A 15,087-nucleotide genomic window follows, 5' to 3' on the forward strand; every position below is an offset into this window, starting at 1 on the left:
CGGAGTGGTCCGACTCGTGGGCGGAGGCGATCGGGGCGACGGCCACGAGGCCGGCGGAGACGCCGAGGGTGACCAGACCAAGCTTCTTCAGCACGGGAGCTCCTGAGGTGTCGTTGTCGGGGAGCGGCGTGGGACGGACACCTGTTCTGCGCAGCGCCCACACTCGGAGGGCCCAACGAGGGGCGCACCCCCGTGTGACTCCCGGGGGCTCAAAGCCCCCGAACGAGGGACGCCGTCCGGGAGCCCGGGCCGGGACGCACGAAGGCCCGGCCACCGATCGGATGGCCGGGCCCTCGGGTGCGCGCGGAGCGCCAGGAGCAGCGGGTGGTCAGCTCACGGCGGAGCCCAGGACGCTGATCGAGACGTCGTTGTCGCTGACGTTGTCGTTCAGGATGTCGTTGCAGACGATGTTGCCCACGTTGTTCCCGCCGACCGGCAGCTGCGCCAGGACGTTGCCCAGGACGGCGTCGCCCTCGATGCCGCCGTTGGCCTCGGCCTCGCCGCCCACGACGTTGCAGTCCGAGCTCTCGTGCCCGTGCTTCTTCTTGTGGTGGTCGCCGTCGTGGTCGTGGCCGTGGGACTCACCGGCCGACGCGAAGGGCGCGGCCGCGAGCAGGCCCGCGGCGACGGCCACGGTGACGGTGCCAGCCTTCTTGAACATGGTTCCCCCAAGGGTTCGGTGATGGCGCTGTGGTCGGTAGAACCGCCCGTCCGGGGCGGACCACCGTCGCGGGCGGGCCGTCGACGGGACGACCCGCCCGCAGGAGGGACTGTGGCGTCCGGGTGCTTCACCCGGTCACGCCGCTCAGGACGGGATGATGCTGTCGCCCAGGATGCTGACCGCCACCTCGTTGTCGCTGAGGTTGTCGTTCAGGATCTCGTTGCAGGTGACGTTGAGGATGTTGTTGCCACCGATGGGGGCCTGCGCGAGCAGGTTGCCGGCGAGCGCGTCGCCGTCGATGCCGCCGTTGGCCTCGGCCTCGCCGCCGACGACGTTGCAGGAGCCGGAGCCCGAGCCGTGGTCGTCGTCACCGTGGTGCGACTCGGTCGCCGAGGCGAAGGGCGCGGCGGCCATGAGGCCGGCGGCGACGCCGACGGTCACGACACCCAGCTTCTTGATCACATGTACTCCTCGTGAAGCTTGTCGGGGGAGCGGGACGCACCGGGTGGGTCCGCCCGGGCTGCTGCGGGCAAGGACGCGGACGGTGTGTCCCCGAGGAGCCACCACCACGAGTCCGAACGGCCCGTGGGATGACGTCGAGGGGCCCAACGAGACGGTCACGGCACGGTTACGCACGGGATCGGGATCGGCCCGGTCCGTGACCCGCCGTGGTCGCTCAGGGCCGAACACTCGCGCAGCGTGTCGTCCGTCCGGCGACCGAACGCGTCGCCCGTCCGGCGCAGTGGTCGCGCTCGGAGTAGCGAGCGACGGTGGTTCCGTCACCGGATCCAGTGGTCGGTGCTCACCGGATCCACCGACGCCGAGCGTGACCCCCCGCTCGGCGGAGACTGCGCCGGTCGTGCGGGACGATGACCGGGTTCGGAGGACCAGAGAGGACGTGGCGTGGGTCAGGCCCTGCGTGAGCTCGTCGACGACGTGCTCGATCTCGAGCGCATCGAGCGCGACATCTTCCGTGGCCGCAGCCCGCGCGAGTCGCTGCTGCGCGTCTTCGGTGGCCAGGTCGCCGGCCAGGCGATGGTCGCGGCCGGGCGCACCGTCGAGGAGGACCGCGGCGTGCACTCGCTGCACGGCTACTTCCTGCGGCCCGGCGACCCGTTCGCGCCGATCGTCTACGAGGTCGACCGCACCCGCGACGGTCGCTCCTTCACGACGCGCCGCGTCACCGCGGTCCAGCACGGCGAGACGATCTTCACGATGTCGGCGTCGTTCCAGCGGCCCGAGGACGGCGTCGAGCACCAGGCGCCGATGCCGGAGACGCCCGGCCCCGAGGGCCTGCACCGGCGCGACATGCCCCCGGTGCCGAGCGACGGGCCCGCCTGGACGACCACCGGGCGGGCGCTGACCTGGCCGCTCGACGTGCGCTACGTCGACCACGCGCCCTGGGACGAGACCGCGGACCGCGACCCGCGCAACCGGGTCTGGGTGCGCGCCGACGGCGAGCTGCCCGACCCCGGGTCGGCCGGCGGGCGGCTCCTGCACGTCTGCGTGCTCACCTACGCCAGCGACCTGACCCTGCTCGAGGCGGCGGTCTTCCCGCACGTCGTCGGCGGCGCGTCGTCGGGGCAGGTGAGCCTGGCGAGCCTCGACCACGCCGTCTGGTTCCACCGCCCGTTCCGCGCCGACGAGTGGTTGCTCTACGTCCAGGAGTCGCCGAGCGCCGGCGGCGGCCGCGGGCTCGCCGCGGGGCGCTTCTACACCCGCGACGGCGTGCTCGTGGCGTCCGTGGTGCAGGAGGGGCTGATCCGCCGCCAGCAGCGCAGCTGACCCGTCAGACGGCGGCCGTGGCCCGGTCCTCGTCCGTCTCCGGGGTCGCCTCCCGCGCCGTCTCCCCCGGTGTGCGCGTGGCCGCGGCGTCGGCGGCGCGACCGAAGAACTCGAAGTCCGACGGGGCGAACCGCCGCGTCTCGAACCAGTACCGCACCGTGAAGCCGGGCCAGATCGTCCGGTTGACCCCGGCGGCGTCGAGGTACCAGCTCGTGCACCCGCCGCGGGTCCAGATGCCCCGGCCGAGCCGGTGCTGCACCGCGGCGTTCGAGCGCTGCTGCACCTCGGCGCGCACGTCGAGCCCGCCCATCCCGCTCCCGTGCACCGCCGTGATCGCCTGGGCCACGTAGCGCGTCTGGCACTCGATCATGAAGACCACGGAGTTGTGGCCGAGGCCGGTGTTCGGGCCGAGCAGGAAGAAGAGGTTGGGGAAGTCGGACACGGTCATGCCCAGGTGCGTGGCCATGCCGTGGGAGGCCCAGACCTCCCGCAGCGTGCGCCCGCCGCGACCACGGATCTCGAGCCGGTCGAAGGCGTCGGTCACGTGGAAGCCGGTGCCGTAGACGATCACGTCGACGTCGCGCTCGGTGCCGTCGCCGTCGACGATCGACGAGCCGCGGACCTCGCGCACACCACCCGTGATCACCTCGACGTCCGGTCGCGCGAGGGCGGGGTAGTAGTCGTTCGAGACGAGGATCCGCTTGCAGCCGATCGAGTAGTCGGGGGTCAGCTTCGCGACGAGGTCCGGGTCGGTGATCGAGCGGCCGATGTGCTTGCGGGCCACCCACTCCGCGGGCCGCAGCAGCGCCGGCCTCCGGTGGAAGGCGACGGCCCGGGACTCGAGCCCGGCGTAGAGCCCGGCGCGGTAGGCCCGGTGCAGCACGGGGTGACGCTCGAAGAAGGCGCGCCGGCGTCCCGTCAGCGGCTTGTCGTTCTTCGGCAGCACCCACGCCGGGGTGCGCTGGTAGAGCTGCACCTCGGCGGCGACGCCCGCGATCTGCGGGACGAACTGGATCGCGCTGGCCCCCGTGCCGATCACCGCGACGCGCTTGCCCCGCAGGTCCACGTCGTGGTCCCACCGCGCGGAGTGGAAGGCCGGCCCGGTGAACGAGGCCGCACCGGGCAGGTCGGGCACGTGCGGGACGTGCAGCGGGCCCATCCCGGAGACCAGGAAGCGGGCACGCCACGACGTGCCGGCCCGCGTGTGCACCACCCACGTGCGCTCCTGCTCGTCCCAGGTCGCGCCGGTCATCTCCTGGCCGAAGCGCACGTGACCGCGCAGGTCGTGGTCGTCGGCCAGCCGCTCGAGGTAGTCGCGGATCTCCGGCTGCGGCGAGTACGACCGCGACCAGCCCGGGTGGGGCACGGTGGAGAGCGAGTACATGTGCGACGGGATGTCGCACGCGCAACCGGGATAGGTGTTGTCCCGCCAGGTGCCGCCGAGCGCGTCGGCCTTCTCCAGCAGCACCACGTCGGTGATACCGGCGCGCCGCAACGCGAGGAGCTGGCCCAACCCCGAGAAGCCCGAGCCCACGACGACGACCTCGTGGATGCGCTGCGGGTCAGGCATCGACGGCCTCGGCACGGACGGGCTCCTCCTGCGGGATCACGGTGGTGAGCTCCTCGTCGGGGCCGGCGACCAGCCCGGCGAGATGCGCGGCGACCTCGGTCGCGCGCTCGAGGTTGATCATGTGGCCGGCGCCGGGCAGCAGCACGATCCGCGCGTCCGGCAGCGCGTCGGCGATCGCGCGGGCGTGGTGCTGCGGGCACAGGCGGTCGCGGTCGCCCACGAGCACCACGCTCGGGACGGTGCGCAGCGTCGCGAGGGCCTCCCGGCGGCGGTGCTCGCCGATCGAGGCGCGGAAGGCCGCGACGCTCGGCGGGTGGGCGGCCAGGGCCTGCTCGGCCACCGAGAGCACGTCGGCGGGCCGGGGGCGGCGCCCGAAGACGAGCGCCCGGACCGCGGGGGCCATGGCCGTGGCACGGGCGCGGTGCGACGGGCCGCCGGCGCGGCCGACGTCGCCGATCTCCCCGGCCGGGGCGCGGTGACCCAGCCGGGCGGTCAGCGGCACCAGGACGTGCTCGCCCCGGGCCACCAGCCGGCCGCGGCGGCCGGGGAGCCCGAGGTCGAGCCGGTCCATGTCGTCGCTCGCGGTGGCGACGAAGGCGGCGCCCACGACCCGCTCCTCCACCAGCTGCGGGTGACGCTCCGCCAGGGCCATCAGCGTCATGCCACCCATCGAGTGCCCGGCGAGCACCAGGGGGCCGTCGGGCACGCGCTCGGCGAGCAGGGCGGCGAGGTCGTCGGCCGCGGTACCGATCGTCGCCGTGCCCTCGGCCGCGGCGTCCGACCCGCCGTGCCCGCGGTGGTCGTGGCGCAGGATCCGCGTCGTCACGCCCCCGCGGCGCAGATCGTCGACGACCCGGTCCCACGACCGCAGGTCCTGGGACCACCCGTGCACCAGCACGAGCGCCGGGTCCCCGTCCGTCGTCCCGGAGTCGGCGACGCGCAGCCGCGTCCCGTCCGGTGCGGTGAACCTATCGACCTCCTCGCGCACCCTGCCTCCTCCGTGTCAGCGGTTCGGAAGGAGGAACGACTTCCGCCACCACGTCATGCCCGGCCGGCCCACCAGGCCCGCCTCGTCGAGGAACGGGACGATCTTCTCGCCGGCCCAGCGGATCATCTCGCGGTGGTGGGGGTTGGCCAACGCGGCACGGCGGCCCTCGCGGGGGTCGATGCCGACCGCGGCGTAGACCTGCGGGTTGATCAGGCTGCGGACCACGAACATCGAGATGAACGCGATGATGAAGCGCTGGTAGGCCTTCTCGGTGCGCGAGAGCTGCGCCATCCCGCGGGTGACCTCGTCGCGGGCGAAGGAGACGTGGCGCGCCTCCTCCATGATGTGGATGCGGTTGACCTGGCGCATCAGCGGCTGGATGTGCTCGTCGTTCGCCTGCTCGCGCTGCAGCCGGTCGAGCACCTCCTCGGCGACGAGGATCGCGCCGTAGGCGGCGGGCCCCCGGCTCACGACGGAGAAGAGCTTGCCGAGCTGACGGATGGACTCGCGCGGGCCGTAGGGGTCGACGCCCGCGGCGGCGACCATCCGCGCGAACATCTGCGAGTGGCGGCACTCGTCGGCGACCTCGGTGAGCGCGTACTGCGCCCGCGGCGTCGTCGGGTCCTCGGCGTAGAAGTCCTTGAGCAGGCGCTGCATGAGCAGGACCTCGAACCACAGGCCCACGCTCGCGACACTGCAGGCCTCGTGCTTGCCGAGCTCGACGCGCTGCTCGGGGCTGAGCCGCTCCCAGAGCTCGGTGCCGTAGAGGGAGACCCGGTGCTCCGGCACCCAGATCTTCCCGTCGACCAGCGGGGCGTCCCAGTCGATGTCCACCGCCGGGTCGTAGGCCTTCTTGGCGGACGACCTCAGCAGCCGCTGAGCCGTCGCGTGCCGGTCCGCCGTGGGCGCGCTCATGGCTGGTGGTCCTCCTGGCTCGGCGGTCGGGTCCCGGACGTACCGGCGGTAATACGCACCTCGTGTACGTATTACAGTTGGTAACTGTAACTGGTGGTAGCGTGCGGACCCGTGCCGGACGATGTCAAGCCGAACCGCCCCGGATCCGCCCCAGCGCGTGACGGGCGTCGCACGCGGTGGGAGAAGCACCGGGCCGAGCGGCGCGCCGAGTTCGTCGAGGCCGCCATGCGCGTGCTCGCCGACGTGGGGCCGGACTTCGGCATCGAGCAGGTCGCGCTCGAGGCCGGCGTCACCAAGCCGGTGCTCTACCGGCACTTCTCGGACAAGGCCGACCTCGTCGAGGCGATGGGCGAGCGCGCCACCGAGATCCTGCTCGACAGGCTCATCCCCGCCATGAACAGCGAGGAGGCGCCGCGCCCGCGCATCCGCAAGTCCATCGACGCCTTCTTCGCGACGCTCGAGGACTACCCGAACCTCTACTGGGTGCTGGCCCGGCACACGCCGATCGACGGCAGCGGTCCCGACGTGGTGCGCGAGGACAAGGAGATCATCGCCACGGCGCTCTCGGCGCTGCTCGGCGACTACCTGCGCGCCTTCGGGCTGGACTCCGGACCGGCGGAGCCCTGGTCCTACGGGCTCGTCGGCTGCGTCCAGAACACGGCGGAGTGGTGGCTGGACCGCCGCTCGATGAGCCGCGAGAGCGTCACCGAGTACCTGACCGTGCTGGTGTGGGCGGCCATCGACGGCTTCGCCCGCGAGCACGGCGTGGTCATCGACCCCAACGTGCCCCTGGAGATCAACAAGGTGGTGCAGTTGAGGTCCGGCGGCGAGCGGGGCCAGGCGCCCCGCCACGGGGACGGTCGAGCAGGCGGCCGTGCCGGTCCGACAGTGAGTACCGATCGAGCAGTGAGGAGCCCGGAGCGATGACGCCAGCGGCAGCACCCGAGCACGACGGCACGCGCGACCAGCACGACCACGACCAGCACGACCACGACGAGGACGGCTACCGGGGCGCGGCCACGCTGGAGGTCGACGGCACCTCCTACGCCGTCGACGTCGTGCTCGTCGGCCACTTCGAGCCCCTCGACGGGCGCTACCACTGGTACGGCCGCGTGGCCGCCCACGCCGGGCTGGACGCGGCGCTGGGCGGGGCGAAGCGCCCGGCCCGCGTGACGACGCCGGCCGGGGCCGCCGACGGCGAGCTCTCCGACGTCGACCCGTGGGGCCGCTACCGGCTCGCGGGGGTCTCGACGCCGCCGTTCGAGGTGGAGTCGGCGCGCGACGTCGCGGTCGAGGCGGTCTGATGGCGCCCCGGGACGGGGGCGGGCTCGACGTGCGGGAGGCCCGGCAGGAGGCCGAGCGGGAGGCCGCGGTGCACGGCCTCGACCTCGACACGGTGCTGGCCGTCGCCACCCCCGAGCGCGCGGTGCGCGTGATCGCCGGGCTGCTGGGGCCCACCGTCGGCTTCGGGCCGGTGCCCGCGGGGCCGAACGACATGGCCACCGCCTCGGCCACCGGGTCCGTCGGCCGCGTCACCGCGCGGCGCGAGGGCCTCCTGCGCGTCCAGGTGCGCGTGCCCGTGGCCCTGGACGTCAGCGTCCTGATCGGGTCCCGCCGCATCCCGGCCGAGGTCGACCTCGTGGTGCACGTCGGGCTCGTGGGCCGGGCGGCGCCGGGCGCGGTCGAGATCGACGTCGACCCGATCCGGCCCGCGGACGTCGACGCCGACGTGCGCACCCGCGGCGTCGGCGGCGTGTTCCTGCGCCGCCTCGGCGACCTCGACGCCGAGATCCGCCACCACGTGGGGGTCTACGTCTCGACGCTGCTGGCCACGCCCGAGGCCGTGGCGGAGTGCCGCATCCGGATCCCTTGACCCCCACGTGCGTGATCTTCCGAGCTATAGCTCAGAAGATCACGCACGTGCTCAGCCGCGGGAGAGCTTCACCAACTCGTCGCGGTCGACGACCTTGACCCGCGGACGCCCGGTGGGGTCGCCCCGGCCGCGCTCGTGGGCGTCGATGGCCTCCCAGCCCTGCTGGTCGACCAGGTCGGGGCAGCGGTCGCGCAGCCACGCCTCGACCTCGTCGGGCGAGTGCTCGCGCGGCGCGCGCGTCGTCAGGTCCTCCACCACGTGGCGGACGGTCTCGTTCGCGTCCTTCTTGTTGGTGCCGATGATCCCGGTGGGCCCGCGCTTGATCCAGCCGACCACGTACTCGCGCTCGCGGGAGTCCACCCGCCCCTCGGTGTGCGGCACGGTCCCGGTGGCCTCGTCGAACGGCAGGCCGGGCAGGGCCAGCCCGCGGTACCCCACCGCGCGCAGCACCAGGCCGGTCGGCACCGTCTCGCGCTCGCCGGTGTCCACGGCGCGCACGCGCCCGTCCTCGCCGGTCTCGAGCCGGTTGATCCCGAGGACGATCTCCTCGACCCGGCCGTCACCGCGGATCTCCACCGGCGAGCGCAGGAACCGGAACTCCATCCGGTGGGGCGCCGACGCATCGGGGCCCGCCTCGGCGAAGCCCCGCAGGATCTCGAGGTTGCGGCGCGTGCCCTTGGCCAGCCCCTCGGAGTCGGCGATTCCCGCGGGCACCTGCTCGGGGTCGACGACGACGGTGAGGTCGTCGATGTCGGAGAGCTCGCGCAGCTCGGTGGTGGTGAACGCGGCCTCGACCGGGCCGCGGCGCCCGCACACCAGCGCCTCGCGCACCGACGACGCGGCGAGCGCCTCCAGGGCGTGGTCGGCGGTGTCGGTGGCGCGCAGGTCGGCCTCGGGCAGCAGGAGCATCCGGGCCACGTCGAGCGCCACGTTGCCGGCGCCGATCACCACGGCGCGCTCGGTGTCCAGCGGTGGCTCGAGGTCGACGAAGTCGGGGTGGCCGTTGTACCAGCCGACGAAGTCGACCGAGGCGATGCTGCCGCGCAGGTCCTCGCCGGGGATGCGCAGCCGGCGCTCGGTCTGCGAGCCCACCGCGTAGATCACCGCGTCGTAGCGCTCGAGCAGCTCCTCGCGCGTCACGTCGGTGGGGCCCGAGCCGAGGCACACGTGCCCGAAGAACCGGAAGCCCTCGCGGGCGGCGGTCTTCGTGTACTGCGAGCTCACCGACTTGATCTTCGGGTGGTCGGGGGCGACACCTGCGCGGACGAGGCCCCACGGGGTGGCGAGCCGGTCGAACATGTCCACCCGCACGTCGGGTGCTCCCGCGTCGAGGAGCGCGGCCGCGGCATAGAACCCCGACGGCCCGGAACCGACGATCGCGACGTGGTGGGGTCGCGTCGTGTGATTCTCCACCTCGGCATCGTGGCCCACCCGGCCGCAGCACGCACCCGTCCGGCCGCCGTCCGTGGTGATCGGGTGCAGCGCCACGCCGGGCCGCGACACGCCGACGAAAGGATGATCCCGAGCCGCGGCGTGGCCTGATCCGTCCTCGGTCGAGTGGTCACTCCATGGGCTCATCGAGCGCGAGAACCGGTCTGGAGCAGGGCTAACGTCGCCGGCGATGATCAGCGAGGGGCTCGGCGACACGCAGCCGGCCATGGCGGGCGCGCCGTGGCGGCGGGGGCTCGACCTGTTCGACGACTACGCCGGTGGTGGCGTGCTCTCCGAGGAGCTCGCCGACGATCTCGTCAACGAGCTCGTCGCCGGCCCTCGGCCGCGCCGGGCCCGTCGGGCCGTCTCCGGCGGCCCCAGCGGCCCGGATGGCCCGGGCGGTCCCGGCCCGCAGCCCAGCCGGCCCCCGGCCGGCCCGCCCGCGGCCCGCCCGCGCCTGACGCTCGTGCGTGGAGGTGCCTCCGGCACGTGAGCGGAAGGACGTGCTCCGGCACTCCCTACTGCTCACCAGCGCCGCAGGCGCACCCGCTCACTCCTTGACGGCCACCAGCACCAGGTAGTGCAGCTCGTCGCCGGCCATGCTCATCCGGTGCCGGAAGGGGCGGCGCACCACGGTGTGCGAGGGGTGCTCCGCGTCGGCGGTCGCGGCGATCATGTGGTCGATGTCCGTCGCGTCCTGGCCGTCCTCGCCACCCGCGAGCGTCAGGGCGAGGAACGAGCCGGGCGGGAAGGCGTCCCACAGCTGCGCGAGGGAGTCGACGGGGACGTGACCCTCGCCCACCGCGCCGGCGGCGACCAGGGCGGTCAGCCCCTCGTCGCGCACGAGGCGGGTGACCTCGTCGATGTCCAGCCGCTCGCCCACCAGGTAGTGCGCGTAGAGCCCGGGGCGGTCGCGGTGCGCCGCCTCGCGGGCCTCGGCGACACCGTCGGCGCCCGCGACGACGGTGATCCCGCGCGCGCGCAGCTCCTCGCCGACCACCCCGTTGCCGGCGCCCAGGTCGAAGGCGCGCAGGGCTTCGACCGACCGTCCCTCGGCCTCGGCGGCCTCGACGAGCGCGGCCGCGACGGTGGCGGGGGAGGCGCACTGCAGGCGGTGCTGGACGACCTCCTCGTAGAGCCCCGGTACCGCGTACACCCGCGCGTAGTCGTGCAGCACGATCCGCTCGTCGGTGCCGTCGGCGTGGTGGAGCACGAACTCCTCCTGCGCCTGACGCCGCCCGGGGGTCGTGTCGAGCTCCACGGTCCAGTCGGTCGCCGGCTGCCTCGCTGTGGCCATGGCGGCCATCCTGCCCGGTCAGGAGGGTGTGCTGCCGTGACGAACGTCCCTCCCGGACCGCCGGGGGCGGCGGGGACGGCGCTGTGGCCTGGGTCCCCCGGACGTTTCCCCCACGCCACGGAGGAGTCACCCTCGGGGTGCCAGGGGGACGCGTCGACGGCGTCGCGCCTCACCCACCTCGGCGTGGCCCGGTCCGCCGGGATCGCGCACGGGAGGTCGCCATGAGTGCCGGACCCGCGCCCGCCAACACCGTCGCGCAGCTGCTGCGCCCCGCCTCGCGCCCGCGCGCGGCCGCCGTCGACGCCGAGGACCGCGAGCACGCGGTCACCGTCGTCGCGCACCTGCTGCACGCCGAGTGCGAGCAGTGGAGCTGGACGGTGCACCACGCCGATGTCCACCGGCCGGAGGCGCTGCGGATCGTCGGAGCGCTGGCCCGCGAGGGCTGGGCTCCCGGGCCGGCCGCCTGAGCGGGCGCACCAAGCCCGCCGCACGGAGGGTAGATTCCTGCTCCGATCGGCTCAACGGAGCCGCGAGGGGTGGTGGGCATGGCCATCGAGGTGGACGGCGTCTCGTTGCACGAGACGTCACGGGGATCGGGCGCCGCATGGCGGTGGAGCTCGCAGGGCCCCACCCCGATCGACTACGAGATCCAGTGGGTCGAGAACAAGGACACGTTCCTCTACGGCACCCGCGTGCGCCCGGGCGGCTGGAACGTCTCGCAGCTCGACCCGAACACCTGGGTCGGCGACGGGACGCTCGAGGGCGCCCGGGACATGGTCAAGCGCGGGCTGCCGACGCTGCCGCACTGACGCGGCGCCGGGACCGGACACGAACGGCGCGTTCCCTGCTTCCGTCGCAGCGAACGCGCCGTTCGTTCGTCCGGGAGGGCCGGACCGAGGTCAGCTGCGGCCCAGGATCCCGGCCTCGCCGAGCTTGGACATGACGGCGTTGGGGCCGTCGAACTGCTGCTTGTCGAGCCCCTTGAGCGTGTCGACGAGCTCCTGGTCGGCACCCTGCTTGCTCGCGTGCTCGGCGAGCTCGTCGGGCCCCCCGGGATAGTCGAACCCCGCCAGCGACTTCTGCACCTGCGTGACGTCGTAACCCATGGAGCGCGGTTAACCACCCGGCCCGACCGACAACCACGGTCGACTAGGCTCGATCCGGTGCTGGCCCGCGCGTTCGGCATCGCCCGGTCCCTCGCGATGTACCACGGCATCCCGGGACGCCAGCGACGGATGCGGGCGTTCTACGCACAGTTCCTCGGCGCCGGCGACCTCGCGATCGACGTCGGCGCGCACGCCGGGAACCGGGTGCGCGCCTGGCGCGCGCTCGGCGCGCGGGTGGTGGCCGTCGAGCCCCAGCCGGACTTCGTCCGCCTCCTGCGGCTGTTCTTCGAGCGCGACGAGGGCGTGACGGTGGTCCCGTCCGCGCTCGGGGCCGCGCCGGGCGTCGCCCGGCTCGGGATCTCCCGGGCCACGCCGACGGTCTCGACGATGTCGGCGGACTGGCGCGCCACCGTGTCCGGCGACGCGGGCTTCGCCGCCGTGCGGTGGGAGGACACGGTGTCGGTGCCCGTCACGACCCTCGACGCGCTGGTCGCGACGCACGGCGTCCCCGCCTTCTGCAAGATCGACGTGGAGGGCTTCGAGGCCGAGGTCCTCGCCGGGCTCTCGCGTCCACTGCCCGCGCTGTCGTTCGAGTACCTGCCGGCGGCCCACGACGCGGCGCTCGCCGCGCTCGCCCGGGTCGAGGCGCTCGGCCGGTACCGGTACCGGTACTCCCCGGTGGAGACGATGCGCTGGGACCCCGCCGGCGCCGACAGCTGGCTCGACGCGGGCGAGCTGGAGGCGCTGCTCGACCGACGCCGCCCGCTGGGCCGGTCGGGCGACGTCTACGCCCGGCTGGCGCCGCCCTGACGTGCGGTGCCGGCCGGTCCCGGGTCCGGCATCCTGGACGGCGATGGTCCGCCGGTCCGCCTCCGCCACCCCGGTCGTCGTCGCGCTGGCGGCGGCGGCCGCGCTGCTGGCTGGCGTCCTCGCCCTGCTCGCGGGGTTGATCGGTCTCGACGCGCTGCGCGTGCTCGCGGGCGTGCTGACGGCCCTCGTGGCGGGCGTGCTCACGGCGCGGGCGGCCCGTCGCGCCGGCGCCGCGACGCTGGGTCCCGCGGGGGCGGTCACGCTCGCCCGCGGCGTGCTGGTGGCCGGTGCGGTCACGCTCGTCGGGCTGGAGGGGCTCGCGTCCACCGTCCTCGTCGGGTTGGCCGTCGTCGCGCTCGCGCTGGACGGCCTGGACGGGCCCGTCGCCCGGCGCACGGGGACGGCGTCCGCTCTCGGGGCGCGTCTCGACGTCGAGTTCGACGCGTTCCTGCTCGTGGTGCTCTCCGCGCACGTCGCGCTGATCACGGGAGCGCCCTGGGTGCTGGCCGTGGGCCTGCTGCGCTACGTGTTCGTCGCGGCCGCGCGGGTCCTGCCGTGGCTCCGGGGCGAGCTCCCGGTGCGCCGGTCGGCGAAGGTCGTCGCGGCGCTGCAGGGCGTCGCGCTGATCGTCGCGGCCGCCGGGGTCCTGCCGGACGCGATCGCCCTGGTGGTGATCGCGCTCGCCCTGGCGGCGCTGGTCTGGTCGTTCGGGGTGTCGGTCGTGTGGCTCTGGCGCGCCGCCGCCACGAGCCCGGTCCGCTGAGGGCCACACTCACGATCGTGGAGCCCCCGTTCCCCGCGGTCGTGTTCGACCTCGACGGCACCCTGACCTCGCCCGGCACGACGCGTCCGGCCCCGGGGGTGGTGGCCCTGGTCGAGGCGCTGCACGCGCGGGGGGTGCCGCTGGCGCTCGCGACCTCGGCGGGCACGGCGACGGCCCGCCGCGTGCTCGGCGACCTCGGGGTGCTCGGCTGCTTCACCAGCGTCGCCGGCCGCGGAGCCGACGGGCTCCACCGGGGCAAGGACGCGGTGGTGGGCGAGGCCCTGCTCGGGCTCGGGATCACCGACACGCCGGCGGGCGCGGTGCTCGTCGGCGATTCCCCCGCCGACCTGGAGGCCGCGCTCGCGCACGGCCTCGTGCCCGTCGGTGTCACCTGGGGCGGCGGGCGGCCGGACGCGCTGCGCGACGCCGGCGCGCACCTGGTGCTGGAGCACCCGGACGAGCTGTGGTCGCTGGGGGCATCCTGACCCGGTGCCCCGCTGGGTCCTGCACCTCGACCTCGACTCGTTCTTCGCGTCGGCCGAGCAGCTGACCCGTCCCACGCTGCGCGGGCGCCCGGTGCTGGTCGGCGGGCTGGGGCCGCGCGGGATCGTGGCGGGCGCGAGCGGCGAGGCCAAGGCCCACGGCGCCCGCTCGGCGATGCCGATGGGCCAGGCGCGACGCCTGTCCCCGCACGCCGTCGCGCTGCCCCCGCGCACGGCGCTCTACCGCGTGCTGTCGGAGCGGTTCTTCGGGGTCGTCCGGGCGTCGGCCCCGGTGCTCGAGCAGGTGGCCTACGACGAGACGTTCGCCGAGCCCGAGGCGCTCGCCGACGCCGGCGCCGAGGACGTGCGCGCCTTCGCCGAGCGGCTGCGCACCGAGGTCCGCGAGGTCACCGGGCTCGCGGTGTCGGTGGGCGCGGGCTCGGGCAAGCAGGTCGCCAAGATCGCCTCGGGGCTGGCCAAGCCGGACGGTGTGCACGTCGTCGCGCACGGCGGGGAGCAGGCGCTGCTCGACCCGCTGCCGGTGCGTGCGCTGTGGGGGATCGGGCCGGTGGCCGAGGCGACGCTGCACCGGGCGGGCGTCGACACGGTGGCCGCGCTCGCCGCGCTCGAGGTCGGCGAGGTGACCGCGCTGCTCGGTACTGCGGTCGGCAGCGGGCTGCACCGGCTGGCCCGCGGCATCGACGACCGCCCGCTGGTCGAGCGCGGCGAGGCCAAGCAGGTCAGCGCGGAGACCACGTTCGACGACGACCTCTCCGACCTCGGTGCGGTGCGCGCCGCCGTGGCCGAGCTGGCCGAGGGCGCCCACCGCCGGCTCCTGGCCTCGCACCGCGCCGCCCGCACCGTCAGCGTGAAGATCCGCAGCTCGTCGTTCGGGACGACCAGCCGCGCCGAGACCCACGCCGTGGCGACCACCGACCTCGCGACGCTCACCGACACCGCGCAACGTCTGGCCGTCGCGGCGCTGCCCGACGCGGGCGTCCGCCTGGTCGGGGTGTCCTTCTCCGGGCTGACGACCGCGGTGCAGGAGGCGTTGTTCCCGGAGACCACGGCGGATCCGGAGCCCGCGCCGGCGCCGGTGGCGGCGCTCCCCGATCCTGACCCCGCTCCCCGGGGGTGGCGTACCGGCGACGACGTCGCCCACCCCGAGCACGGGCACGGTTGGGTCCAGGGCGCCGGGCACGGGCGCGTGACCGTCCGCTTCGAGACGGCCACCACCGGCCCCGGCCGCGCGCGGACGTTCCGGGCCGACGACCCGGCCCTGACCCGCGCCGACCCGGTGGACGCTTTGGCCTGACTGTGAGGGTCAGTTCTCGCTGGCTCTCGTGGTCGTGGTGGGCTGGTGATCAGCAGCAGCGGGTGTGACTCCTGGTCTGACTGGCGTGATG

Annotated in this window: 19 protein-coding genes; 11 read left to right on the forward strand and 8 right to left on the reverse strand. The window is 74.5% G+C overall.

What is annotated here, in order from left to right:
• Positions 1-328: 328 nt before the first annotated feature.
• Together C8D89_RS19705 and C8D89_RS19710 are read right to left on the reverse strand one after the other, a co-directional pair.
• Complete coding sequence (locus C8D89_RS19705; protein WP_116709820.1) at positions 329-661, reverse strand: hypothetical protein; 333 nt, start codon at positions 659-661, stop codon at positions 329-331.
• A gap of 144 nt (positions 662-805) precedes the next feature.
• Positions 806-1,123, reverse strand: coding sequence for a hypothetical protein (locus C8D89_RS19710; protein WP_116709821.1), 318 nt, complete (start codon positions 1,121-1,123; stop codon positions 806-808).
• A gap of 441 nt (positions 1,124-1,564) precedes the next feature.
• Here C8D89_RS19710 and C8D89_RS19715 point away from each other — a divergent pair, with 441 nt between their 5' ends.
• Positions 1,565-2,446 (forward strand): acyl-CoA thioesterase, encoded by an 882-nt coding sequence (locus C8D89_RS19715; RefSeq protein ID WP_116709822.1) that lies wholly within the window; start codon positions 1,565-1,567, stop codon positions 2,444-2,446.
• A 4-nt stretch (positions 2,447-2,450) separates the two neighbouring features.
• Here C8D89_RS19715 and C8D89_RS19720 read toward each other — a convergent pair whose 3' ends face one another.
• Genes C8D89_RS19720 through C8D89_RS19730 form a run of 3 tightly spaced genes read right to left on the reverse strand, consistent with a single transcriptional unit; the run spans position 2,451 to position 5,919 of the window.
• On the reverse strand, positions 2,451-4,016 hold the full coding sequence (locus tag C8D89_RS19720; protein WP_116709856.1) for a flavin-containing monooxygenase: 1,566 nt from the start codon (positions 4,014-4,016) through the stop codon (positions 2,451-2,453).
• Complete coding sequence (locus C8D89_RS19725; protein ID WP_116709823.1) at positions 4,009-5,004, reverse strand: alpha/beta fold hydrolase; 996 nt, start codon at positions 5,002-5,004, stop codon at positions 4,009-4,011. The genes C8D89_RS19720 and C8D89_RS19725 overlap by 8 nt, the downstream gene beginning before the upstream one ends.
• A gap of 15 nt (positions 5,005-5,019) precedes the next feature.
• The gene (locus C8D89_RS19730; RefSeq protein WP_116709824.1) at positions 5,020-5,919 is read right to left on the reverse strand and encodes an AurF N-oxygenase family protein; all 900 of its coding nucleotides are present in this window, start codon (positions 5,917-5,919) and stop codon (positions 5,020-5,022) included.
• A gap of 111 nt (positions 5,920-6,030) precedes the next feature.
• Here C8D89_RS19730 and C8D89_RS19735 point away from each other — a divergent pair, with 111 nt between their 5' ends.
• Genes C8D89_RS19735 through C8D89_RS19745 form a run of 3 tightly spaced genes read left to right on the forward strand, consistent with a single transcriptional unit; the run spans position 6,031 to position 7,792 of the window.
• Positions 6,031-6,846 carry a TetR/AcrR family transcriptional regulator gene (locus C8D89_RS19735; RefSeq protein WP_243418250.1) on the forward strand — a complete coding sequence of 272 codons (816 nt, stop codon included), beginning with the start codon at positions 6,031-6,033 and terminating at the stop codon, positions 6,844-6,846.
• Positions 6,843-7,223: a DUF4873 domain-containing protein gene (locus tag C8D89_RS19740; RefSeq protein WP_116709826.1), complete on the forward strand. Its 381-nt coding sequence runs from the start codon at positions 6,843-6,845 to the stop codon at positions 7,221-7,223. Before C8D89_RS19735 ends, C8D89_RS19740 begins: the two co-directional genes overlap by 4 nt.
• Positions 7,223-7,792 (forward strand): hypothetical protein, encoded by a 570-nt coding sequence (locus C8D89_RS19745; protein WP_116709827.1) that lies wholly within the window; start codon positions 7,223-7,225, stop codon positions 7,790-7,792. Before C8D89_RS19740 ends, C8D89_RS19745 begins: the two co-directional genes overlap by 1 nt.
• A 51-nt stretch (positions 7,793-7,843) precedes the next feature.
• Here the strand turns inward: C8D89_RS19745 and C8D89_RS19750 are convergent, their stop codons facing one another.
• Positions 7,844-9,205 (reverse strand): FAD-dependent oxidoreductase, encoded by a 1,362-nt coding sequence (locus C8D89_RS19750; RefSeq protein ID WP_243418251.1) that lies wholly within the window; start codon positions 9,203-9,205, stop codon positions 7,844-7,846.
• A 208-nt stretch (positions 9,206-9,413) separates the two neighbouring features.
• Here C8D89_RS19750 and C8D89_RS19755 point away from each other — a divergent pair, with 208 nt between their 5' ends.
• Entirely contained in the window at positions 9,414-9,716 is a 303-nt protein-coding gene (locus C8D89_RS19755; protein WP_116709829.1) for a hypothetical protein, read from the forward strand.
• A 57-nt stretch (positions 9,717-9,773) separates the two neighbouring features.
• Here C8D89_RS19755 and C8D89_RS19760 read toward each other — a convergent pair whose 3' ends face one another.
• The gene (locus tag C8D89_RS19760) at positions 9,774-10,520 is read right to left on the reverse strand and encodes a class I SAM-dependent methyltransferase (RefSeq protein WP_133251980.1); all 747 of its coding nucleotides are present in this window, start codon (positions 10,518-10,520) and stop codon (positions 9,774-9,776) included.
• A 221-nt stretch (positions 10,521-10,741) separates the two neighbouring features.
• Between C8D89_RS19760 and C8D89_RS19765 the strand changes: the two genes are divergently transcribed.
• Together C8D89_RS19765 and C8D89_RS19770 are read left to right on the forward strand one after the other, a co-directional pair.
• The gene (locus tag C8D89_RS19765; RefSeq protein WP_116709831.1) at positions 10,742-10,987 is read left to right on the forward strand and encodes a hypothetical protein; all 246 of its coding nucleotides are present in this window, start codon (positions 10,742-10,744) and stop codon (positions 10,985-10,987) included.
• 78 nt (positions 10,988-11,065) lie between these two features.
• On the forward strand, positions 11,066-11,329 hold the full coding sequence (locus C8D89_RS19770) for a hypothetical protein (protein WP_133251981.1): 264 nt from the start codon (positions 11,066-11,068) through the stop codon (positions 11,327-11,329).
• Between the two features lie 90 nt (positions 11,330-11,419).
• On the opposite strand, the gene C8D89_RS19775 is transcribed toward C8D89_RS19770, so the two are convergent.
• Positions 11,420-11,626: a DUF2795 domain-containing protein gene (locus C8D89_RS19775; protein ID WP_116709833.1), complete on the reverse strand. Its 207-nt coding sequence runs from the start codon at positions 11,624-11,626 to the stop codon at positions 11,420-11,422.
• A gap of 57 nt (positions 11,627-11,683) precedes the next feature.
• Here C8D89_RS19775 and C8D89_RS19780 point away from each other — a divergent pair, with 57 nt between their 5' ends.
• The 4 genes from C8D89_RS19780 to C8D89_RS19790 are packed head-to-tail and all read left to right on the forward strand — an operon-like array spanning position 11,684 to position 14,996.
• Positions 11,684-12,436 carry an FkbM family methyltransferase gene (locus tag C8D89_RS19780; protein WP_116709834.1) on the forward strand — a complete coding sequence of 251 codons (753 nt, stop codon included), beginning with the start codon at positions 11,684-11,686 and terminating at the stop codon, positions 12,434-12,436.
• A 43-nt stretch (positions 12,437-12,479) separates the two neighbouring features.
• On the forward strand, positions 12,480-13,199 hold the full coding sequence (locus tag C8D89_RS29410; protein ID WP_165825813.1) for a CDP-alcohol phosphatidyltransferase family protein: 720 nt from the start codon (positions 12,480-12,482) through the stop codon (positions 13,197-13,199).
• Positions 13,200-13,216: 17 nt separating this feature from the next.
• Positions 13,217-13,684: an HAD family hydrolase gene (locus C8D89_RS19785; protein ID WP_165825814.1), complete on the forward strand. Its 468-nt coding sequence runs from the start codon at positions 13,217-13,219 to the stop codon at positions 13,682-13,684.
• Between the two features lie 4 nt (positions 13,685-13,688).
• The gene (locus C8D89_RS19790; RefSeq protein WP_116709836.1) at positions 13,689-14,996 is read left to right on the forward strand and encodes a DNA polymerase IV; all 1,308 of its coding nucleotides are present in this window, start codon (positions 13,689-13,691) and stop codon (positions 14,994-14,996) included.
• Positions 14,997-15,087 lie beyond the last annotated feature (91 nt).

Origin of the sequence: Actinomycetospora cinnamomea, from assembly GCF_003096675.1 — a bacterium.
In the GTDB taxonomy this organism is placed as follows: Bacteria; Actinomycetota; Actinomycetes; order Mycobacteriales; family Pseudonocardiaceae; genus Actinomycetospora; species Actinomycetospora cinnamomea.